Genomic DNA, 21,462 nt, shown 5'->3' with positions numbered 1-21,462 from the left:
CGCTAACTTGCCTCGATCAGCAATCCCGCATCGCGCAATCTGTCCGCAGCACCGGCAAGCGTGGCGAAAGGCAGTTTCGAGCGCTCGGCCATATCGAGAAGCGACGCGCCGCCATCCGCCAGATTGAGAACCCAGAGCATGGCCATCGCTTCCTGCGCGGCGCGGCTGTCCCCGCCTGTTTTGCCATAAAGCCCACGGCGTCCGAGCTGCGGTTCACCCTTGGGTGACGTGTTCAGCGGAACCCAGTTTCGTTCCGCTATTTCAATGGCCTGCATGATGAGATTGAAGGATTGCTCGAGACATTCCGGCTTGATGAAATCCAGGTTGTCCGCAGAGGTGTGATATTCCGGGAAGGTACCATAAAGGCTGCGTTGAAACATGCCGACCGGCAGGTTGAATCCCGGCGAGCAGAACTGCCTTTCGTCATATCCATAGGGCCAGAAGTCGTGCATCGTCGCGCCAGCCTGACCGGACTGCGCGAGCACCTGCCCCATGATCCGGTCGATCGCCGCGTTACCACGACGGCTGCGCTTGTAATTCGGCCCGCCATCGTCGCCGACGCAGGACAGGACAAGGCCATGGGTGACGCGATCAAGATGAGGCTCGTTCTGGCGCAGCCACGCCAGCGCGCCAAATGTCGCCGGACCGAATAGAAAGCGATAAGTCAGCCGCGTGGAGCGTGACTGGAGCGCCGCCCCCAGAAGAGTCAGCAATGCCAGACCGGAGCAATTATCATTGGCAAGCGAGGGGTGACAGAGATGCGCGGACAGGAGAAAAGTCTCGTCGGTTGTTCCGCGATGAGTGTATTCCCCGAAGACAAGCGCGCCATCGCGCCGCTCGGCGTCAATGACCACATCATAGTCGCCCTCGGCCATTGCCAGAAAATCATCATGTGCCATGCAGAAACCCCAGTCCTCCGCATGGTAGCAGGTGCGGTAAGGAATGAGGTTGGGCTGGTCGGGCAGCGTGTGAATGTGGCTCTTGAGGGCTTCGAGCGAAAGCCTTGTTCGCACAGGAATACTGAAATTCACGACATGCAGATTGTGCCGCGCGAAATCGACAATCCGCTGGCCATTGCTGTCAGCAATATAGGCTTCGCGGATCACCCATTCCTGCGGTGCTTTCCAATCAAAAAGCGGCGTGCCAGTCGGCACCTCATGAATTTCCAGCGGCAGATGCCCGCCAATAATGGCGAGCGTTTCCCGCACGCCATCACCCGTGAGACTGCGACAGATCGGATAAAGTTGCGCGGCCAGATCGTAGATCGCCTTTCCGTCCGGAGACCGGTGCATGTCGACGATGCCGGGCCGCGCATCCATCATGCGATTGCTCTCAGCGGCTGTTGCACAAGCTCGACGCGCCGCAAATCGCTGTCGAGAACACCCTCCTCCAGAAGCTTGCGAATATGCGCGATGCGCTGGAACCTGGGTCCTTCGAACTCCTCCAGCGTCAGGGTCGAGCGACTATAGGCCGCGAGCAGTTCTTCCGCACCGGCCGCAGCATCCCATTGCGGTTTTGCATTGGGCAGAACCCGCGCCAGTTTCTCAAAGCTGACGCGATAGGAGCGGGTATCCGGTCCGGCATCTTCCGCAAATTCGATCCGGCAATCGGGTACCGTCTCGGCGACAATGCTTGCAATGTCACGAATGCGGTAATTGTGTTCGGTGGAGCCTACATTGAAGGCTTCATTGAAGACCTTGTCGCGCGGCGCTTCCATGGCCGCCATGAAGGCACGTGAGATATCACGGATATGCACGATGGGTCGCCATGGCGTGCCGTCCGACTTGAGATAGATCAGCCCTTTGGTGACAGCCCAGGCAACGAGATTGTTCAGCACAATATCAAAGCGCAGGAAAGGCGACACGCCGTAGGCCGTCGCGGGCCGCAGATAGACCGGGCAGAAATCCGCATCGGCGAGTTCCCGAATTTCCTGTTCGGCACGCACCTTCGAGCGGCCATAGGCCGTTACCGGCTTCAGCTCACCTGTCTCATCGATCAGATCGGCATCGCTGATGCCATAATTGCTGCATGACGATGCAAAGAGAAAACGCCCCACGCCCGCACGTTTGGCAGCTTTTGCCACCGCCACGCTGGCGCGGTGGTTGATGTCATAGGTCAGTTCTTCATTAAGATTGCCCAACGGATCGTTCGAAAGCGCAGCCAGATGGATGACCGCATCGAAACCCTCCAGATCGCGCGGCGACACATCACGCACATCCTTGCGCAGCGTCGGTACATTCACGACCGCACCACCTTCTTCGAACAGGCAGTGTTCATAAAGACCGATGTCGTAGCCCGACACCTCATGGCCTGCATGAACGAGGATCGGCACCATGACCGATCCGATGTAACCCTGACTTCCGGTAACCAGCACTTTCATAGTCGTTTCCTCTGCATCCCCAATAATCCAAGTTAATCACGCACCGGTGGGGGTAGCGATTTGACCGAAGGCATATCCGGTTAAAGACAAGCGGGGTGCACAGCAGCGAAAGGGCGTAGCGCCTACCCCTTTCGGTCAGGGCCAAACTGGCCCGGCTTGCCGATCAGCAATATCCAGTCCCCATCCCCATCCGCATTCTTTTCTGCCGGGGTGCGAAAGGTCAGCATCTGGCCATCGTCCTGCGGCGTGGCCGCTTGAGTCCCAACCCCGGAAGAAGGGTCGATCCATGTGACGTCAACACCAGCTTTCACCACTGCCTTGCGGACGGAAAAGCTGCCTCCCTCGCCATAGATCACAGCCCCCGTCCCGCCCGAAAACGATGCGGCGTAAAGGTTCTGCGCCTTGGTAATCTGGCCGCTGCGATCAGGCTGCAGATCGGTCCATGGCAAAACTGCAAACAGCTTTCGCAGAACCGTCATCGACTGTGCACCGGGACTATCCAGCTCCTGCCGCCAGTCGCGGTCGGAGTCGAACACACCCGGCCCGCTGAAATGCCAGATCGGGCTATTGCCGAAGAACTGCCCAACCGCTCCGGCCAACAGCGCCCCATAAGCGTTCTGGCGTATCAATTGCGCCTTCGTGCCATGCTCATTCTCGTAAAGCGTTTCGATCAGAATGACCGGCATCCGGCTATCTTTGGTCTGCGCGAGCACAGAGCTATGAATGTCGTCATAGTCGTAGACAGTGTCTATGGAGAGCCACCTGGCGTCGGACCAGACTGAGGCGGTGTTGGTGTTGCGCCGCGTATGCACGGTTTGCAGCGCATTCGGCAAAACCGCAGCGATGCCTTCGGCCAGACTGGACACCAGCCGTTTATCCGGTGCATCAAAATCGCCGCCCAACACCCAGACAATATTGGTATATTTGGCAAAGCGACGTGCGACGGCCTCGCCATAGGCGCGCATCCGTTCCGGCCCTGCCGCTTCGATTTCCAGATACCAGCCCTGCCCGCCGCCGTTGGCGCCGAGATAGGCCGGGGCCAGCAAGACGACAAAGCCAAGCGCCTGCGCCCGTTCGATCACCCATGCGGCATGATCGAAATAAGCCGGATTGATCTCGCCAAAAGCCGCGTCTTTAAACGGTTTGTCGCCATAGGCATTGGCTGGCGGATTGCTGGAAAACTGATGTTCCAGCAGATTGACCAACAGGGTGTTGAAGCCGCGCTTGCGACGGTCTTTCAAATAGAGGTCCACGTCATCGCGTTTGAGCTGGACGATCAGTGACCAGGCGGTATCGCCCTGCATCAAAAATGGCTTGCCCGACGCATCTTCAAAATAGCGATGGTTTTCGCTGACATGGATCGGGAGCTTGGCCTCTGCGGACGCTTGCGCCCCTCCAACCAGCGTCAGGAGTCCAAATAGACCTGCCAGCATCCCTCTCACAGCGTCGCGGGCGGACATGCATTCGCGCTTTCATTGAAGCGGCGATAGACCACCTGCGATGGACGTCCGGTCAGATAGGCCCCGACACCGTCATTCAGCGCCCGCGCATAGATGCCCAGCGCGCCGTCAATCGCATCGATCGTCTTCGCAATATCGTCATCGCTATGGGTATAGCTGACCACCAGCGAAGGCATCAGCACGCCGCGCCGAATGGTCTCCTGAAGAAACAGGGAACGGAATGCCTGTGATGGTACGCCGGTTTCGTCCAGCGTCGCATAGGCGAGGCAACTGGCACGCCCAACCGTGCTGACATATTTGCTTAAGCCATGGCGGGTGATCGCCTCGTTCATACCGCTCGCAAGCTTGGCCCCCTGTCCGTACAGGTGCTCAATGACCGGTTCATCGCGATAAACCGCCATTGTCGCCATGGCGGCGGCCATGGCATGGGTCTCCGCGCCGTGCGTGGTCGATAGCAGGAACACACGCGGAAACTCGGTCTGGCTAAGGCCGCCGAGCTGCATATATTCTGCCTTGCCAGCAAGCGCCGAAATGGCAAAGCCATTGCCGAGCGCCTTGCCGAAGCAGGAAAGATCCGGAACGATATTGTAAAGTTTCTGGGCTCCCTGCCTGTGCCAGCGGAAGCCGGTAATCATCTCGTCGAGCACAAAGAGCGCGCCATTTTCATGGGCGATGCGCATCGCTTCATGCAGAAAATTGTCCTTCGGATCATCGGCGCGCGCCGGTTCCAGAATGATGGCTGCAATACGCCCCGGATAGTCCTCGAACAGAGCCTTTACGCTGGCAAGGTCATTATAGCGGAAGGTCGCAGTCAGGGCAGAGACCGATGCCGGAATGCCAGCATTCATCTTCGTCGTACCAATGAACCAGTCATCGGAGGAAAAGAACGGATGACCCGCGCAGCAGGCGATCATGTCACGCCCGGTATAGGCCCGCGCCAGACGCATTGCGCCGGATGTCGCATCTGAACCGTCCTTGCAGAACTTGACCATTTCGGCAGTGTCGATCAGTTCAAGAAAGCGTTCCGCGCAATCCACTTCCATGGCGCTAGGGCGGGTGAAGTTGCACCCATCCTCCAGCGCATCGCGTACAGCCTTCAAAACTGGCGGATAGGCATGGCCCAGCCCCACGGCCCGGTTGCCCATGCCATATTCGATATATTCATTGCCATCGACATCGAAGACATGCGAGCCGCAACCGCGCTGGATGAATCCCGGCGCCAGAACCGGATACTGGTCATCGCCCTTGGCATAGGTGTGGCAACCGCCGGGAATAAGCGCATGCGCCTTGCCGCCCAGTTGTTGGGAATTGCGAAACTGCGATGTGAACAGATTCATGGCGAAATCCTTCAATTGCCGGGCTTTGAAGTGCGTCGATTAAGCGGCGGACCACCCTGCATGTACTCTCTCCCGCACGCGACGTAGCCAGTTCTTGACCGGCTGTGGCAAGCGGCTGCGTAAATTCTTATGCAGTGCATTCGGCATGGACCACTGCGACAACGCCAGTGGCGGCGCAATTTCCGGGCGTTCCCGATGCAATCGTTCCAGCAGGTTTACGTAAGCGCCCCCGACAATATCGCTGTCGAAAGTTGACGTGACTTTCTGGACTGCGGCTTCCGCCATGCGGTTGTGAAGATGCGGATCACCAGCTAGTCGATCGATTTGCGCCGCAGCCCGCCCGCAATCACCAATGGGAAAAAGCATCCCGTCTTCGCCATCGGTGACGATCATATCTGTCACACCCGCAATGCGCGATACGATGGCAGGACAACCCTGACTCATCGCTTCCATCAGCGTCATCGGGCACCCCTCATAACGCGACGGCATGACCAGCGCATCGTGCTGGCTGACCAGCCATGAAACATCCGAAGGCGCAACCCAGCCGGTAAAGCTGACCTTGTCACCGAAGGGCGCAAGCTTGTGTCGCAGCGCCTCCAGGTCCGGTCCATCGCCTGCAACCGTCAGGTGATAATTACAGGTCAGCCGCCGCAGAATGCCCGGCAGCCAGAACACACCTTTGGAACTGTCGTCGATACGGCCAAGATGCAAAAGCCGGATTGGCTTCCCATCCGCGCTACGCGATGGCGCACGCCCGACATGCGGATCGCGGCTTAACCCGTTCGGGATAACCAGCGTGCGACCGGCGTCGAAACCATAGCCGCGCACAAGATCGTCGCGGCAGCGGTTGGACACGCCGACCGTCGCGTGAACATGATCGCGGATTGCCCGCGCCGCCTCATAGGTGCCGGGCGTGATGCTGTGGACGATCATGATGCGCAAAATATCGGCGGGCAGATAGCGCACGAGATTGGTTTCAAAGCGCTGCGACAGCACATTGACAAAAACAGCATCGAAGCAATTATCGCGCAGAAAATCCACAATGCGTTTGGCGCGGGTTTCTTCATCAAGAACACCCATCCGGTCAATGGCGTCGCCCTGCCGCTCGGCATCCTCCAGCCCCTGCCCTTCAGGCACGCTGACGGTATCCCCCGCAGCGCCCGTTGCAAGCCAGCGCAGCTCAATATCCGAGCGCGCAAGCGACGCGCGCATCCGCGTGAATACCGAATATGTCCCGCCTATGTGCGGGCGCACGAAGTAGGCACATTTCATCGTAAAAACCCCATAGCCCCGGAAACAGACTTCGAGGGAAAATGTCCCTCGAAGCCTTGTTCCGGTATATCGAGGGGGCAAGTTGATATACCGCTGCCAGTGTATCGAATTTGCAGGCGGGCGCATTCTGGCCATGAGGGGTAAGAGGAGTATGCACCATCCTACATTAGACGATGGGCTTCCCCCTTCTGCCAGTTTTCCCGGGCGGTAATCCAAGAGTACCGTGCACTGGGCGCTTTGGGGGCGCTTTGGACGCGCTGCTGGAGACACCCGCATGAAAATTGGCCTTTTCGGACAGTTCGGTTCCGGCAATGCAGGCAATGACGGCTCTCTGGAAGCCATGCTGCACTTACTGAAACGCAACTGCCCCGATGCGGATCTCTTATGCATCTGCGCGCGCCCCGATATCATTTCAGAAAAGTACAATGTTGCGACCGTGCCGGTGGGAAACCCCGCGCTCGAAAGCGATCTTTTCCGCCTGCTCGACAAGGCGCTGCTGAAGCTGCCGCGACGACTGGCCGGTTTTCTTACCGCCATCTCGGTTGCACACGGCCTCGATCTTATCATCGTGCCCGGCACCGGCATTCTCGACGATTTCAACGAAGGTCCGTTCGGCTGGCCTTTCGTCATCATGCGCTGGTGTCTGGCTGCACGTCTTGGCCGTGCCAAACTCGCCTTCGTTTCTGTTGGCGCCGGACCTGCCGACCATCCGGTCAGCCGCTTCTTCTTCCGTAAGGCAGCGCTCACAGCAGCCTTCCGCTCCTATCGCGATGAAATCTCCCACGATTTCATGAAATCGCTCGGGGTCAATTCACGGAGCGATGTGGTGAGCGCAGATATTGCCTTTGCGCTGCCACCCGCCAGCAACGCAATACATGACAGCGTTGCCACACGCGTAGGCCTCGGCGTCATGACCTATCGCGGCTGGAAAAGGCGTGAGGCGAACGCCTCGGACATTTATGAAACCTATCTCGGCAAAATCGCCGCACTGGCTGACAAGCTTCTGGCCAGCGGCCGCGACGTACGGCTGCTCACCGGCGACAAGGGCGATCTTCAAGCCATCAACGATCTGATGCCACGGATTCAATCACCGGATGCAGCAAAGATCATCGTCGAGCCTGTCGCATCCCTGCATGAGCTGATGCAGCAGATCGCGCAAACCGATATCGTGGTTGCCAGCCGCTACCATAACATCGTCTGCGCCCTCGCCATGGGGCGTCCGGCGATCTCGCTCGGCTATGCCGCAAAAAACGAAGCATTGCTGCATGATACGGGCCTGGACGGCTTTGGCCACCATATCGAACGGTTCGACACGCAAACCATTCTGGCCCAGATCGACGACATGTTCGAGCGGCGTGAAGAACTGGCCAAAAAAGTCGAAGCCGGAGTGGCGCAATACCGGCTGAAGCTCGCACAGCAGGAAGAGACCCTGCGCGCCCAACTTCTCACAAAGCGGAAGGGCGTCCTGTTAGCGACGCCCAGCCCCCGCCAGAGGGCGAGCTAACATCGTATCGACATAGCTGCGCAATCGCCGCTTCGTATCGGGCCGGTGCAACAGATAGTTGACTGGCGGGATAAAGGCCGTCTGCGTCCGCTGGGAAACCGCATATTTCAAAAGCTGCCACCAGGCCGGATCACCACGCATCATGTGGGATATGGCCGACCAATAGGCCCGTTCGGCGATGCCCCGACGCGCCATACGATGCAAGGCATCGCAATCGGGCAGAACACGCCCTTCGCGGGCAAAGAAATACTCGCCCGCATCTGCCGTGTGCTGGATATGCAGCAGATGCGTGTCACGCAATTGCTGCGAGCGGTTTTGTCCATGCGAGCGCGTACCGCCCTGAACGCAGTCCAGTTCGGCAATCCTCCCCTGCAATCCAAGCCGCAGCCACATGTGATAATCGTCGCTATGCGGCAGCGCCTCGACATAGTGTCCGGCAGCTTTCTGGGCTGCTGTGCGGACAACCATCGCGGAGCCCGGCAACTGAAACACGCCAAGCCGACAAAAGCGTTCGATAAAGGCGGTGCCGGTCTCGACGCGGCAAGGCACATCGTCCGGCTGGGACGGAATGGCGGGGATCGGCGCATCGCCGTTCACGGCAACGTCCCGCCCATAGGAAAAGGCAATCGTCGGGTCTGGTTCCATGACCGCCAGCGCCCGACGCAGCGCACCGGGAACGATAAAATCATCGGAACAGAGCAAAACGAAATAGTCGCCGCTGGCCCAATCGATACCATCGTTGAATGAGGCGTGTTGCCCCTTGTTGACCGGCCTGAGCAACAGCTCCACCCGCGCATCTTCTGCGGCCAGCGCACGCGCCACATCGGCACTGTCATCGGTGGAGGCATTGTCGATAATCAGCACCCGCAGGTTTTCGATATCCTGCGACAGCACGCTGCGAACGCAGATGCCGAGATAGCGTCCGTAATTATAGTTCGGAATGACGACATCGACACTTGGCTGCCCCATCCTCAATCTCCTTATTCAGCTGGCGTGGAAGTGGGAAAACGCCCGCGGCCAAATCGGCCAAGGCGGCTTGCAACTCTGGCCAACGCCCATCCAAGAACAGGCGTGATTTCCGATGCGAAAGGATGACGCGTGATCAACACTGCGCCAAGCCAGCTGGCCATGCCTGCAAAGCCGATGGCGATGCCCATCCCCCAATGAACTTCCAGCGTACCCGCAGCCGCGACCATTGCGAGCGGAATGGCCATGGTGAGAAGCGTGACAAAACCACTGCGCAACAGTTCCGCCCCCAGCATGCGGTAGGAGAACGGCACGTGCTTGCGCACATAGACCACGGAAATCACCATCTGGAACGGCGTGCTGATGAACAGGCTGAGCGCGACCGCCATCAGGCCATGATAGGCGGCGACGCAGAGAATGACTGTGGTCACTACACGCGAAATCAGATTGGACACGAAGGCGTCGCGATTGGCTCCCAGCGCCATCAAAAGCGGGTAGGTCAGGATGATGGGAATCCAGAACACGCTGGCGAGGCACATGATCACGACAATCGGCGTTGCATCATACCAGTCAGGCCCCAGCACGATATGCACCGCCGGATAGGCGAGCAGCGCCAGAAGCATCTGCGCTGGCCAGTAAACCACCGAAATATAGGACAGTGCCCGCACATAAGACTGCGCTATATCCACACCGGCCCGCACCTGCGCGGACAACATCGGAAAGGCGACGGTGAAGATCGCCGATAGAAACACCCGGTCGGGCAAACCGCTCAACGTATTGGCGCGATTATAGATGCCAACGGATGCAGCAGGCATGAAGCGTCCCAGCATAAGCTGTGGAAAAGTCTCGCAAATTTTACTTAAGCCTGCGCTGCTGCCCAGATACATGCTGAACTGCCAGGCGGTGCCGATACTGGCAAGCGACGGGCGCAACAGGCGGGCCAATGGATAGAGCGCTGCCGCAAAAGCGGTGGTGACCGCCGCGGCAGCCAGTGAACCGAAGGCGAAGCACATATGCCCGAAACCCCACCAGGCCGTCGCGATCGTGACGGCTGCGCCGCAAACCGAACCGGCCGTGCGAATACGCGCAAGAGCGCCGAAAGCCATATCGCGCCGTAACAGCGCGACAACCGGCAATGAAACGCTTTCGATCACTGCCGCGATGATGGTGATGGTGAGAAAGAGTGAAAGCATGGGGTCGTGATAGGTGACGGCGAAATAGTCGCGCGCCAGAAAGAGCGCCACCGCGAGAACCGCCGTAACGCTCATCAGAAATGTGAATGCCGTCTGGATATCGCGATCCTCGACCTTCTCGATCCGGATCAGGAATTCGGCGCTGGCGAATTCGCGCAGCGAAAACACAATCGCCGCAACGCTGAGGCCAACGACGCCCATGCCTGTCTCGCTCGGCCCCAGAAAACGCGAGACCGCAACGACAGTCAGAAAATTACACAGCAACCCGGCATATTGCTCAAGCGTGGCAATCACGAAGCCTCTGCGATGATTTTTCATGACCCGCTCCGTGCAATGAAGAACAACGGGAGCGCCGACATTTCCGGCAGACATTTTTCCAAGATGCGATACCCCCTCGCAACCGTGCAGGGCGGTAAAGTCCGCCCGGCTTCCCGGCGCCTTTCAGAATAGCCTTTCGCCCACGGTGGGAAATGTCACCGTTGGTATTAGCGCCTGACCTGAAAGGGGTATGCCGCTCGCTCTAAAGCCAAGTCGTGGGACCCCATCCGACTGGTTAAAAATTCCAGAGCATGACCAGCAGAATCGCGACGCGGTTCGGTTGGGAAAAGCAGCAAGAAAATTGAGCGGTAGACTTTGTTTCGCGCCTCGGAGGAGACATGAGCAATCTTTCCTGGATCACGCTTCTGGCCTTCGTCCTCTCGGTCGCCTTTTGCATCGGCTTCCGCGAACTGGCCCGCGAATGGTATCTGATCGATATTCCAGATGATCGGAAGCGGCACGACGGCGCAGTGCCGCTGTGCGGCGGCATTGCGATTTTTCTCGCCTTCGCCATCGCAGCTTCGATTGTGCATGGCACATCCGATCAGGCGAACATTTTGCAACTGCTGCCTGGTCTGGCCCTCGTTCTTGTCACTGGTGTTCTGGATGACCGCTTCAACCTGCCGGTCATGCCGCGTCTCAGCGCACAGTTCCTCGCCGCCGCCCTTATCATCGGGATGGCGGGTATTGAGCGGCTCAGCCTCGGGATGAATATCGCCTTGCCTTCCACCGGCCTGACCGCCGAAAGCGGCGCCATCTTTCTGGCCGGTCCACTTTTCCTGTTGCTGGCGCTGACGTTCATTGTCGGCCTCATCAACGCGGTCAATATGAGCGACGGCGTTGACGGGCTGGCGGGCGCGTCCAGCGCCGCCGCCTTTTTCTGGCTTGCCGTGATTGGCTTCGACTTTGGACAGCATCGGCTCGGCCTTCAGACGCTGGCGCTCGCCGCAGCGTGTCTCGGCTTCCTCGTCTTCAATATGCGCCATCGCTGGCGCATGAAGGCCAGCCTCTTCCTAGGCGATGGTGGGAGCACCCTTCTTGGTGCGGCCCTTGCGGGCACATCCCTCATCCTCGCAAGTGGAGAACCCGCCATCGCCTTCCCTGTCTTGCTGTGGGTTGTCGCCGTTCCCGTCATCGATACGCTGAGCCTCATCATCCGTCGGATGGCCGTGCGACGCAGCCCGTTTTCCGCCGACCGCCAGCATCTGCATCACCTGTTGATGGATGCGGGGCTGAGCTGCGGGCAGACCGCAATGGCTGTGATGGCGCTTAACCTGCTTGCCGGAGCCGTCGCCTATATCGCGATCCGTACCGGTGTGCCCGCATGGATCATGCTGGTTTCGCTTTTGCTGCCAGCCGTACTGCACACGCTCTTCGTACGGCGCATGACCAGAGGCCAGCGCCCTGCTGTTGTCGTTGCCACGACGTTTGCCGAGACCGCCAAAACGGCCAAACCCAATCTCACATTTCCGGAGACCACCACATGACCGTTTCCGCGCTCATCATGACATTCAACGAGGAAATGAACCTGCCGGCCTGTCTGGAATCGCTCGCCTGGTGCGACGATATCGTGGTGCTCGATTCATTCAGCACCGACCGCACGGTGGAAATTGCCAAGGCTGCGGGCGCCCGCGTTTACAGCCACGCTTATGATACGGAAGACCGCCAGCGCATGTATGGGCTGACGGAAATCAAATTCAAGCATGGCTGGGTTTATACGCCTGATGCCGATGAAGTGACGCCGCCGGATCTGCGCGACGAGATGCTGGCAATTGCCGCCGACCCGGACCGGCCGGAAGTGTTTTTCAAAGCGCGCTACAAGAACATGTTCATGGGGCGCTGGATTCGCCATGCGAGCCTTTATCCGACATGGATAACCCGTCTTGTCAGGCCCGACCGCGTGCGCTTTGAACGCTCGGTGCATTCACGCGCCAGCGGCGGACCGGGCGGCGAATTGCAGGCGCATTTCATCCACTACAGCTTCAACAAGGGGCTGGAAGCCTGGTACGCGAAACACAACCGCTATTCCTCGGTGGAGGCGGACCTTTCGGCGGCACGGCTTCTTGAACGAAGCATTGACTGGGGTGGCATTTTCTCCACCGAACCGGAGAGACGGCGGCGCGCCCTGAAATCGCTGTCCTACAATATGCCTTTCCGTCCAAGCCTGCGCTTTTTCTACATGTATGTGCTGCGGCGCGGCTTTCTCGACGGCAAACCCGGCTATCTCTATTGCCGTCTTCTCGCAGCCTACGAGTTCATGATCGTTGTAAAGATGGAAGAGCAGCGCAGCCGCCAGAGCGTGCAGCCCGCCCGCCCTTCAGTTCAACAGCGACCGCTGGACGCCAAGGAACCGGAGCGACACATGGTATGATGTTGCTCGCCATTCTCCCCTGCGCCGTGTTCTTCGGACTGGCCGCCATGTTCTTCTCCGAACCGTTGCTGGCGCTTCCGGATGACGGCAGCCGGGCCGACGTGATTGTCGTGCCGGGTGGCGACGGTCAACCACGAGCAGAACAGGCGGCACGTTTGTGGAAGGAAGGACGCTCGCCCTATATCCTCGTCACGGGCGATGGCGACTGTCTGTTCAACAAGCAGATCATGGTGCAGGAGGGTGTGCCGCCATCGGCCATTTTCGCGGAATGCTATTCGGGCAGCACCTGGCAAAATGCGCTCTATTCGGCCCCGATGATGCGTGAAATCAACGCGAAGAGCGCACTCATTGTCACCAATTGGTATCATTCGCGCCGCGCGGTCGCGAGCTTTCGCGCCGTTTGTCCGCAGATGCATTTCATGTCCGCGCCTGTCAATGACAGCGACGTCCATATCGGCTTTCCCACCAACCGCACCGATGCGGAGGTAATCGCCAAGGAATATGTCAAGCTTGGTTGGTATCTGCTTTCGGGCCGCATCTTCCCGCAGGACCTGACCGGGAACAGCCCGGCGCTCGCCATGTCCGCAATCTGCCAATCGACGGAGGGTGAGCCGTGAATCTTTCCCTCACCTGGATATTCGTTCTTCTCGTCGCTGCATTTCTGGCGGTCGGCTTTCTCGGACGCCCGGAACGGATGTATCAATTCCCATTTCTGGCCGGTGTGATGACATTCGGCTTTATCTTGCCGCAGGTGCCCGCGCTCGTGAACGACCCGTTCCTGCCAGCGGGAGCCTATGCGAAAACGATGGTGATGGGCATATTGGCCTTCCTCGCTTTGGCGATGGGCTGGCAGATGGGGAACCGGCCTCTCAAATTCCTCACCATGAGTTTTAGCGAAAGACGGCTCTTATGGGCCGCAGCCGGACTGTCGGTTTTCGGCGCATCCTTTTACTTTCTTTTGAGCCGCCTGCCAGGCGAAGTGTCCATCGGCGTGCAGATGACGGGCATGCCGGTGATATGGCTCTTCTTCGCGCAGCTCATGCCCTATGGCCTCGCCATCGCGCTCCTCTGCTTTGCGCGGCGCAGTTCATGGTTCGCATTGGGCATCATCCTGTTCGATCTGGTGTTCTATCTGGACCGCATTGTGGTCACCGGCAAACGCGCTGAGGCCATCCAGCTTCTGTTGATGTTCCTGCTTGCCTTCTGGTTTTACCGGCGCTGGGTGGTGCCGCGCACATTGATGTTCATCGGCATTATTGCGGGCACATTTCTCATGACCAGCATGGGCGATTACCGGCAGGTGACGCGCGCTGCGTCCGGCTTCGTGCTCAATCAGATTCTCGACATCGACTACGCCGCAAATTTCGAGGAAACGCTGGAACGCGGCGGCCCCGAAATGCGCAATGCCGTGTTGCGCATGGATGAGATCGACCGGCGGCTGGAATTCGATTACGGCAAGTTCCACTGGAACCGCGTCGTCTTCACCTATGTGCCAGCACAGTTGGTCGGTAGTCAGATCAAGGACAGCCTTTATCTGTCCACACCCAAGCCCAACCGCAATTACAACCCGCTGACCGGCACCACTGAAACCGGCCTGATCGATGCCTTTTCATCATTCTGGTATTTCGGCGCGCTGAAATTCCTGCTGCTGGCCTGGATCATACGGCGTCTCTGGGAAACGGCCATGGCGGGCGAAATGCTTGGCCAGTTGATCTATATGTTCTCCATTGTGCCCGCCATGCACGCCATTTCGCATCAGACGGATTGGGTGATTACGGTTTGGATCCATATGGCCCTGTTTCTCATTCCGATCCTGTCGCTCTGCGTCATTCGAAACCGCTCCGTCCATTTGCCAGTATCGCCGCCACGCCACACACCGGCGTCCGGCTCCTTACCGCACCTTTCGAGGGGATGACCATTATGACCGCCATGCCCAATCCATCCCGCCCCCGGTCTGCCGCGCCCATTGCCGGACGCAAGAACGCCTCGCGTCCCATGGAAGGCGGGGCGACATTCACCTTGCAGCATCGGCTGCAACGTCTCGGCTGGCAAATGACCTGGCTGGCGCTTGCAGCCTGGACACCCTCGTTTCTCTGGCGATGGCGCGGCAGGGTACTGCGGCTGTTCGGCGCCAAGATCCACAAGACAGCCATTGTGCGCGGCAGCGCGCGCATCTGGTGGCCGGGCAACCTCATCATGGGCGCGCATTCTTCGCTTGGTCCCGGTGCGCAGTGCTATAATGTCGCCAATGTCACGCTGGCGCCCTTTGCCATCGTTTCGCAAGGCGCGCATCTCTGCACGGCGGGTCACGATATCGACCGCACCGATTTTCCGCTCACGGCGTCGCCAATCCACATCGGCCCCTATGGCTGGATTGCCGCAGAAGCGTTTGTCGGACCCGGTGTAACTGTGGGTGAAGGCGCAGTGCTCGGCGCGCGCGGCGTCAGTTTCCGCGACATGGAACCATGGACGGTCTATGCCGGAAACCCGGCAAAACCCGTGCGACAAAGACGAAAAGCTGTTTGATAATGGTGGTTAAACCGGCCCCATCCGACGCTCGCGGATGAGGCTGTAGCCGTTCCCGCCCATGATCGAGCCTGCCTTGCGCTTTTGATAAGCCTGATAGGCGTCGATGGTTTGCGCCGCGATACGCGGCCAGGTGTAGTTGTCACGAACCAGCTTGTGGCCCGCCTCACCCATCCAGACGGCCCGCGTCGGATCATCCAGAATCTGCATCAGCCCTGCCGCGACGGCTTCGGCATCCACGGCGCAGACCACGCCCGCTTCCGCCTCGGCGACTTCCGGAAAATGGCAGGCATCGGTGATCACCACCGGCACACTGCAGGCAAGCGCCTCGGTAATGGCAACGCTGAACCCCTCCTGCCGGCTGGGCAGGCAGAAGCAGGCAGCCCGTTTCAGCGCTGCGATCTTGTCCGGCCCATAAAGGCCGCCAACCAGATGCACCCGCTGTTCCAGCCCATATTGCCGGATCTGTTCGCGAAAATCATGTTTGGCACCGCCATCCGGCCCGGCAACCACGAGATCGACATCCGGCAGGATAGGCGCAATCCGTCGATAGGCATCGGCCAGAATGTCGAGACCCTTCTTGTAGTGCAGCCGCGACAGAAACAGAACGAAGCGCCGGTTCGGCAGTTTGGCCAGTGTTGCACTGTTGGCTCCGCTGGCGTCACCCTCAACTTCATTGAGAAAAATGCCATTTGGAATGATCAGGCTTGGCGGCTTCAACCCCAGTGGTCGCATCAGCTCGATTTCATCGCGGTTGAGCGCCTGAATGAAGGCCGCGCCATCGAGCATCCGGCGAAATGCCAGAGCGAGCGCCAGCTTTTTCTTCCATGACCGCTGCTGCATGCTCCACACATCCAGCATGCCGCAACAACAGATGCAGTAAGACACGCCGAAGCGTCGACACAGCATGGAAGCTCGCAGCAGATTGGTTTCCCAAACGCCATGCAGATGCACAAAATCCGCCGAGCGGATCAGTCGCGCCATAGCCTTTGCCGCACGGCTTCCCAACAGCATTTCCCGCAAATCGGGCATGGGCAGCAGCAGGGTCTGCACCTTGTCAAAATCCGGTATGGTTTCAGCCGCCTTGGCAGCGCGACGGTTCACGTCTTCGTCGCTATAGCTGACGATTGTCACTGAATGCCCAAGTGTTGCCTGTGCCGCTGCAAGCCTTACAATGACGGCCTGCGGACCGCCTTTGGCGGGATCGTAGGAACCGATGACGTGAACGATCTTCATGCCGCCAATCTCCGTGTGTGCTGCGAAAGTGCTGCAACAAGCCGCTCGCCATAGCGCGCGACCGTATAATCGGCGGCGCGCTCGCGTGCGCTGTCGCTCATCCGGGCCAGCATGGCCGGATCACCGGCCAGTTGTTTGAGAATATCCGTCGTTTCAGCCACATCGCGGATCGGCACGATGTAGCCATCGACGCCATGCCGCACGACGCTGCCGGTATTGTTGGTGCAAATAACCGGCAGGCCTGCGGCCAGCGCTTCGTAGACGGCGGTGGCCGACCCTTCGCAGAGCGACGGCAAGAGAAACACATCCGCCCACTCAAATTGCGCTCGTATTTCGCTGCGCGGTATCGGGCCGGTCAGCTCCACGCTGGCCGACAAGGTCGCAACCGCCTCTGGCTGCACATCGATAGGCCCGACCATGCGAAACTGCGCGATATCCCCCACCGTCTTGGCAACCGCGCCAACATAGGGCGAGCCTTTGCGCAGCCCCACCGCGCCAACCGTCAGCACCCGCAGCGGCCCCGGCAAGCGCGGCGACGGATCAAGCGGAAAGCGTTTGTCCACTCCATAGGGCACCACCACCACCTTATCCGGCTGGCATCCGGCCTCGATCACATGGCGCGCCACAAATTCCGACGGACAGACCACAGCGTCGGCAATGGCCCATTCAGCCCTTTCGCGTGCTGCAAAGTCATCGGCATGCACATCGTCTGCGACGGACAAATGCCAGCCGGGATTGAGCACTTCCTCTTCGCAGGCCAACTGATCAACCACCGTGCGCGGCGCGATCATCTGTTCCACGGCGGTCCATAATCCTGCCTGTCGCGCGGCGGTCAGCTGTTCCAGCGCTTCACCGCTGAAAGCATAGACCCCGCTCGCACCATGGAAACCGCTGCCTGCCACGAGTTGCCCAAATCTTTGCCCCGCCCAGATGGCATTGGCCGTTGATTTCGGCCCGGTCTGGTTGGCAAGCCTGCGCACGGCCGAATGCAGGCCGAAGCCCGGAAAGGTTGTCATCTGCTCCTGCCGGATGCCTTGTGGCGCACGACCGATCAGCCGCCGCACGGCGGTTGGAAGCATCGTCCGCGGCAACCCGTTCAACAAACGCGGCCAGCCTTGCAGGGCGCATATATCGGTATAGAAATGCGCGAGCCTCTGCCGGTCGGCAAAAATGCGCGGTACGGCATAATGCATACGCGCCCCAAGCTGGCTGACGACGACTGAGCCATCCATCATCGAAGCTCTCCCGACTGGAATTTGCGATCCAGAACCGGCATTGCTGCGGGCACGCTTTTCTCTTCCAGCCGAGCGACTGCCGTTTGCCACATGGCTGCACCATATTCGCGGGAATAGGCGGTCTCCATCAGATAGCGCGCATTGTTACCCATGGTCATGCGCCCAACCGCTGAATGGCGCATGTGCAGGACCGCATCGACGAGACGATCCACTTCGCCTGGACGCAGTGCTGCACCACATTCGAAATCGCGAACGATTGAGCCTATCTCGCCATCGGGATCGCCAATGAAGATTGTCGGACGGCCCGCCGCCAGAACACCGTAGAACTTGCTCGGCACAATGCAGTGTTCCAGTTCCGGCTTGAGCGAAACCAGATGAACATTGGCGGCGCCGAGACTTTCAGACAGTTTTTCGACAGGCTGAAAGGGCTTCATCATCACATTGGTCAAGCCGCGCCGTTTGACTTCGCTTTCCACAAAGCCCCGCTGCTGCCCCTCCCCGATCATCAGGAAGACGATGCTTTTCATATGTTTGAGTCGCTCGGCTGCATCGAGGACAGTTTGGAATTCATGCGCCCGCCCGAAATTGCCGGAATAGCCGATGACGAATTTGCGCCCCAATCCCCAGGCGCGACGCAGCGGATTTTCTGATGGGGCCACCGGCATGATCTCGTTGCGATCCGCCCAATGATGCACAACGCTCAAATTCTCGCGCGCTATGCCCGTTGAAGACAGATAACGCGACATGCGCTCAATCGGGCAGATCGTCAGCGCCGACTGGCGCATGGACCAGTTGCGTAGCGCCAACGCCAGCCTTGCCGACGCGCTGCCCGGTTTGACCAGCCCAAGTTCCATGGCGGTTTCCGGGAAAAGATCCATCACCCAGTTGACGAGCTTTGCCCGCCGAAGCCGGATTGGCAGTGCAGCCGAAACCGACAGCAAAGGCGGGTCGGTGCAAATAACGCAAATATCGTCCTTGCGGGCATGGGTCGCGAACCAGGCTGCGGCGGAAAGATGGAACGTGGCATAATCGACCGCCCGTCCCGTCAGTTTTCCGCGGCCGAAGCCAGAGGTCCAGATGCGGTGCACATCGACACCGTCTATCGTCTCGCGGGCAGGCAAGGTCTCTTTTCGTTTGTCATGAAAACTGCGGCTGGCCAGAACCGCCGTTTCAATACCCTCGCCAACAAGCGTCTGCGCCAGACTGGTGACCATGCGGCTTGTCGCGGACTGGTCCGGATAAAAATAGCGATTGGCAAGCACAACGCGCATGGGCCCCGTCTCCCGTCTTTTCGACCTTCGTGAAACAGCATCGCAACAGCGGGTCGTTCATCGCAAGGAACCCAAAGGCATGGGCGGCACGCCAAGCGGGCGAAGGGCCTACCTCTTTGGGTGCATCGGGGCATATCAGACACCATCGCCGCTTCACCCGAAGAGGGTCCGACGTGCCTGTCCTTGCCGTTTTGGAGCCGTTCTGCCGCGACACGAAATCGGTAAACATGCTGTCATGGATATTCTGGACGGAGGGCAGTCCCTTGAACGATAGATTGAACGATGGCTTGCATGATAATCAGCGTGAGAAGACCGCACTCATCATCGGCGTCACCGGCCAGGATGGCGCTTATCTGAGTGAGCTTCTGCTCAAGAAGGGCTATCGCGTTCACGGTCTGAAGCGGCGTTCGTCCTCGTTCAATACCGGGCGTATCGACCATCTCTATCAGGATCCGCACGATGAAGACGTGCGGTTTCGCCTGCATTTCGGCGATCTGACCGATGCCACCAATCTGTGCCGCGTCATTCAGGAAGTGCGCCCGGACGAGATCTATAATCTCGGAGCGCAAAGCCATGTACAGGTGAGTTTCGAAACGCCCGAATACACCGCCAATACCGACGCGCTCGGCACGCTCCGGCTGCTGGAATCCATCCGTATTCTGGGCCTCGGCAAGACAAGCCGCTTTTATCAGGCTTCGACCTCTGAACTCTTCGGCAATTCCTCACCGAATGCGCAGAACGAGCATACACCCTTCATGCCGCAGAGCCCTTATGCGACGGCGAAGCTCTATGCCTATTGGACCACGGTGAATTATCGCGAAGCCTATGGTTTCCATGCCTCGAATGGCATCCTGTTCAACCATGAAAGCCCGCTGCGCGGCGAAACTTTCGTCACCCGCAAAATCACCCGCGCGGTTGCGGCCATCGAGCGCGGTTTGCAGGACAAACTGCGCCTTGGCAATCTGAACGCACGTCGCGACTGGGGCCATGCCCGCGATTACGTGGAGGGCATGTGGCGTATCCTTCAAGAAGAAACGCCCGACGATTATGTGCTCGCCACCGGCGAGACGCATACAGTGCGCGAATTCGTCGAACATGCCTTCAAGGCTGTCGACAAGGAGATCGAATGGAAGGGCGATGGCGTGGAGGAAATCGGCATTGACCGGAAGACCGGCAATTGTCTGATCGAGATTGATCCGCGTTATTTCCGTCCGAATGAGGTGGACTTCCTGTTGGGTGATGCATCGAAGGCCCATAGCCGCCTTGGCTGGCAGCACACGACCGGCTTCGACAGCCTTGTTGCGGAAATGGTGGATTGGGATTTGCGCAATATCATGCGGGAGGCTGGGCGCAATGACTTCTACGGACAATGACGTAACCGCAGAACCGGTCTATTCACTGGCCGGCAAAAAGGTCTTTGTTGCTGGGCACACCGGCATGGTCGGTTCGGCCATCCTGCGCCGTCTGCACGGCACGGATTGCGACATCATCACCGCTGCGCACACCGCGCTGGACCTGACCCGTCAGGGACCGACCGAGAACTTCATCACGGGTCGCAGGCCAGACGTTATCATCATCGCCGCAGCCCATGTCGGCGGCATTCTCGCCAATGCGCAGTCACCCGCCGATTTTCTCTATGACAACCTCGCCATCGGCATGAATGTCATCCACGCGGCGCACCAGACCGGCGTGGAACGCCTGCTCTGGCTGGGGTCCAGTTGCATCTATCCACGCGACGCGGCGCAACCGCTGACCGAAGACGCCCTGATGACCGGGCCGCTTGAAGCGACCAATGAGGCCTATGCCATCGCCAAGATTGCCGGGCTGAAATATGCCGAAGCTTGCGCGCGCCAGTTCGGCGACCGCTTCATGACGGCGATGCCGACCAATCTCTACGGCCCGAACGACAATTTCGATCCGAAAACTTCGCATGTGCTGCCAGCGCTGCTGCGCAGGATCCATGAAGCCAAGATTATGGGCTCGGAGCAGGTGACATTATGGGGCAGCGGCACGCCGCTGCGCGAGTTCCTGCACGTCGATGATCTGGCCGATGCCTGTCTGCATCTCTTGGAGTTTCACGACGGGCTCGAGCCCGTCAATATCGGCTCCGGCGAGGAAATCTCAATCAGGAATCTGGCGCTACTGATAGCCCGTGTTGTGGGCTATGAGGGCCGGTTCGAGCACGATCTGAGCAAGCCGGACGGCACGCCGCGCAAGTTTCTCGACACATCCCGCATGGCGGCACTTGGATGGAAGCCGCGCATCAGCCTCGAAGACGGCTTGCGCGCTGTCTACTCCGCCTGGGTGGAAGAAAATGCCGAGGCGGTCGCGGCATAGCGACCGCGACCGATCCCCCTTCACTGATTTTGGGAGCACCAACACCCCTCATGCTG

The 21,462-nt window shown here is 59.2% G+C and carries 18 protein-coding genes; 8 read left to right on the top strand and 10 right to left on the bottom strand.

Going from position 1 to position 21,462, the window contains the following annotated elements; genetic code table 11:
* Positions 1-2 precede the first annotated feature (2 nt).
* The 5 genes from QBD01_RS09760 to QBD01_RS09740 form a co-directional block, all read right to left on the bottom strand.
* Positions 3-1,322, bottom strand: a complete 1,320-nt coding sequence (locus tag QBD01_RS09760; RefSeq protein ID WP_280992621.1) for a DUF4910 domain-containing protein — start codon at positions 1,320-1,322, stop codon at positions 3-5.
* A complete protein-coding gene (locus tag QBD01_RS09755) occupies positions 1,319-2,380 on the bottom strand; it encodes an NAD(P)-dependent oxidoreductase (RefSeq protein WP_280992620.1) in 1,062 nt (353 codons plus the stop codon). The genes QBD01_RS09760 and QBD01_RS09755 overlap by 4 nt, the downstream gene beginning before the upstream one ends.
* Positions 2,381-2,502: 122 nt before the next feature.
* A complete protein-coding gene (locus QBD01_RS09750) occupies positions 2,503-3,840 on the bottom strand; it encodes a DUF4038 domain-containing protein (protein ID WP_392391363.1) in 1,338 nt (445 codons plus the stop codon).
* On the bottom strand, positions 3,819-5,177 hold the full coding sequence (locus QBD01_RS09745; RefSeq protein ID WP_280992618.1) for a glutamate-1-semialdehyde 2,1-aminomutase: 1,359 nt from the start codon (positions 5,175-5,177) through the stop codon (positions 3,819-3,821). The genes QBD01_RS09750 and QBD01_RS09745 overlap by 22 nt, the downstream gene beginning before the upstream one ends.
* 39 nt (positions 5,178-5,216) lie before the next feature.
* On the bottom strand, positions 5,217-6,449 hold the full coding sequence (locus QBD01_RS09740; RefSeq protein WP_280992617.1) for a glycosyltransferase family 4 protein: 1,233 nt from the start codon (positions 6,447-6,449) through the stop codon (positions 5,217-5,219).
* A gap of 274 nt (positions 6,450-6,723) precedes the next feature.
* Here QBD01_RS09740 and QBD01_RS09735 point away from each other — a divergent pair, with 274 nt between their 5' ends.
* Complete coding sequence (locus QBD01_RS09735) at positions 6,724-7,953, top strand: polysaccharide pyruvyl transferase family protein (RefSeq protein WP_280992616.1); 1,230 nt, start codon at positions 6,724-6,726, stop codon at positions 7,951-7,953.
* On the opposite strand, the gene QBD01_RS09730 is transcribed toward QBD01_RS09735, so the two are convergent.
* Together QBD01_RS09730 and QBD01_RS09725 are read right to left on the bottom strand one after the other, a co-directional pair.
* Positions 7,918-8,922 carry a glycosyltransferase family A protein gene (locus QBD01_RS09730; RefSeq protein WP_280992615.1) on the bottom strand — a complete coding sequence of 335 codons (1,005 nt, stop codon included), beginning with the start codon at positions 8,920-8,922 and terminating at the stop codon, positions 7,918-7,920. The genes QBD01_RS09735 and QBD01_RS09730 overlap by 36 nt on opposite strands.
* Positions 8,923-8,933: 11 nt before the next feature.
* On the bottom strand, positions 8,934-10,430 hold the full coding sequence (locus tag QBD01_RS09725) for an oligosaccharide flippase family protein (RefSeq protein ID WP_280992614.1): 1,497 nt from the start codon (positions 10,428-10,430) through the stop codon (positions 8,934-8,936).
* A 338-nt stretch (positions 10,431-10,768) separates the two neighbouring features.
* On the opposite strand from QBD01_RS09725, the gene QBD01_RS09720 reads away from it, so the two are divergent.
* From QBD01_RS09720 to QBD01_RS09700, 5 genes are read left to right on the top strand one after another with little or no spacing between them, the layout of a single operon-like run.
* Positions 10,769-11,917, top strand: a complete 1,149-nt coding sequence (locus tag QBD01_RS09720; RefSeq protein ID WP_280992613.1) for an MraY family glycosyltransferase — start codon at positions 10,769-10,771, stop codon at positions 11,915-11,917.
* Positions 11,914-12,801, top strand: coding sequence for a glycosyltransferase family 2 protein (locus QBD01_RS09715; RefSeq protein ID WP_280992612.1), 888 nt, complete (start codon positions 11,914-11,916; stop codon positions 12,799-12,801). Before QBD01_RS09720 ends, QBD01_RS09715 begins: the two co-directional genes overlap by 4 nt.
* Entirely contained in the window at positions 12,801-13,418 is a 618-nt protein-coding gene (locus tag QBD01_RS09710) for a YdcF family protein (protein WP_392391381.1), read from the top strand. The genes QBD01_RS09715 and QBD01_RS09710 overlap by 1 nt, the downstream gene beginning before the upstream one ends.
* Complete coding sequence (locus tag QBD01_RS09705) at positions 13,415-14,716, top strand: hypothetical protein (RefSeq protein ID WP_280992610.1); 1,302 nt, start codon at positions 13,415-13,417, stop codon at positions 14,714-14,716. Before QBD01_RS09710 ends, QBD01_RS09705 begins: the two co-directional genes overlap by 4 nt.
* 14 nt (positions 14,717-14,730) lie before the next feature.
* Positions 14,731-15,327, top strand: coding sequence for a putative colanic acid biosynthesis acetyltransferase (locus tag QBD01_RS09700; protein WP_280992865.1), 597 nt, complete (start codon positions 14,731-14,733; stop codon positions 15,325-15,327).
* Positions 15,328-15,336: 9 nt separating this feature from the next.
* Here QBD01_RS09700 and QBD01_RS09695 read toward each other — a convergent pair whose 3' ends face one another.
* From QBD01_RS09695 to QBD01_RS09685, 3 genes are read right to left on the bottom strand one after another with little or no spacing between them, the layout of a single operon-like run.
* Positions 15,337-16,563, bottom strand: a complete 1,227-nt coding sequence (locus QBD01_RS09695) for a glycosyltransferase (protein WP_280992609.1) — start codon at positions 16,561-16,563, stop codon at positions 15,337-15,339.
* Complete coding sequence (locus QBD01_RS09690; protein WP_280992864.1) at positions 16,560-17,795, bottom strand: glycosyltransferase family 4 protein; 1,236 nt, start codon at positions 17,793-17,795, stop codon at positions 16,560-16,562. The genes QBD01_RS09695 and QBD01_RS09690 overlap by 4 nt, the downstream gene beginning before the upstream one ends.
* Complete coding sequence (locus QBD01_RS09685; RefSeq protein WP_280992608.1) at positions 17,795-19,069, bottom strand: glycosyltransferase family 4 protein; 1,275 nt, start codon at positions 19,067-19,069, stop codon at positions 17,795-17,797. The genes QBD01_RS09690 and QBD01_RS09685 overlap by 1 nt, the downstream gene beginning before the upstream one ends.
* Positions 19,070-19,356: 287 nt before the next feature.
* Here QBD01_RS09685 and gmd point away from each other — a divergent pair, with 287 nt between their 5' ends.
* Complete coding sequence (gene gmd, locus QBD01_RS09680) at positions 19,357-20,442, top strand: GDP-mannose 4,6-dehydratase (RefSeq protein ID WP_392391380.1); 1,086 nt, start codon at positions 19,357-19,359, stop codon at positions 20,440-20,442.
* On the top strand, positions 20,423-21,406 hold the full coding sequence (locus QBD01_RS09675; protein WP_280992607.1) for a GDP-L-fucose synthase: 984 nt from the start codon (positions 20,423-20,425) through the stop codon (positions 21,404-21,406). Before gmd ends, QBD01_RS09675 begins: the two co-directional genes overlap by 20 nt.
* Positions 21,407-21,462 lie beyond the last annotated feature (56 nt).

Source organism: Ochrobactrum sp. 19YEA23 (assembly GCF_029909865.1).
In the GTDB taxonomy this organism is placed as follows: Bacteria; Pseudomonadota; Alphaproteobacteria; order Rhizobiales; family Rhizobiaceae; genus Brucella; species Brucella gambitense.
Note: the sequence above shows the minus strand (reverse complement) of the source record. Positions and strands in the feature narration are given on the sequence as shown.

Excerpts from the sequence above, each read along its gene's own strand:
- QBD01_RS09760 (WP_280992621.1), bottom strand. The coding sequence starts at position 1,322 with ATGATGGATGCGCGGCCCGGCATCGTCGACATGCACCGGTCTCCGGAC.
- QBD01_RS09755 (WP_280992620.1), bottom strand. The coding sequence starts at position 2,380 with ATGAAAGTGCTGGTTACCGGAAGTCAGGGTTACATCGGATCGGTCATG.
- QBD01_RS09750 (WP_392391363.1), bottom strand. The coding sequence starts at position 3,840 with ATGTCCGCCCGCGACGCTGTGAGAGGGATGCTGGCAGGTCTATTTGGA.
- QBD01_RS09745 (WP_280992618.1), bottom strand. The coding sequence starts at position 5,177 with ATGAATCTGTTCACATCGCAGTTTCGCAATTCCCAACAACTGGGCGGC.
- QBD01_RS09740 (WP_280992617.1), bottom strand. The coding sequence starts at position 6,449 with ATGAAATGTGCCTACTTCGTGCGCCCGCACATAGGCGGGACATATTCG.
- QBD01_RS09735 (WP_280992616.1), top strand. The coding sequence starts at position 6,724 with ATGAAAATTGGCCTTTTCGGACAGTTCGGTTCCGGCAATGCAGGCAAT.
- QBD01_RS09730 (WP_280992615.1), bottom strand. The coding sequence starts at position 8,922 with ATGGGGCAGCCAAGTGTCGATGTCGTCATTCCGAACTATAATTACGGA.
- QBD01_RS09725 (WP_280992614.1), bottom strand. The coding sequence starts at position 10,430 with ATGAAAAATCATCGCAGAGGCTTCGTGATTGCCACGCTTGAGCAATAT.
- QBD01_RS09720 (WP_280992613.1), top strand. The coding sequence starts at position 10,769 with ATGAGCAATCTTTCCTGGATCACGCTTCTGGCCTTCGTCCTCTCGGTC.
- QBD01_RS09715 (WP_280992612.1), top strand. The coding sequence starts at position 11,914 with ATGACCGTTTCCGCGCTCATCATGACATTCAACGAGGAAATGAACCTG.
- QBD01_RS09710 (WP_392391381.1), top strand. The coding sequence starts at position 12,801 with ATGTTGCTCGCCATTCTCCCCTGCGCCGTGTTCTTCGGACTGGCCGCC.
- QBD01_RS09700 (WP_280992865.1), top strand. The coding sequence starts at position 14,731 with ATGCCCAATCCATCCCGCCCCCGGTCTGCCGCGCCCATTGCCGGACGC.
- QBD01_RS09695 (WP_280992609.1), bottom strand. The coding sequence starts at position 16,563 with ATGAAGATCGTTCACGTCATCGGTTCCTACGATCCCGCCAAAGGCGGT.
- QBD01_RS09690 (WP_280992864.1), bottom strand. The coding sequence starts at position 17,795 with ATGGATGGCTCAGTCGTCGTCAGCCAGCTTGGGGCGCGTATGCATTAT.
- QBD01_RS09685 (WP_280992608.1), bottom strand. The coding sequence starts at position 19,069 with ATGCGCGTTGTGCTTGCCAATCGCTATTTTTATCCGGACCAGTCCGCG.
- QBD01_RS09675 (WP_280992607.1), top strand. The coding sequence starts at position 20,423 with ATGACTTCTACGGACAATGACGTAACCGCAGAACCGGTCTATTCACTG.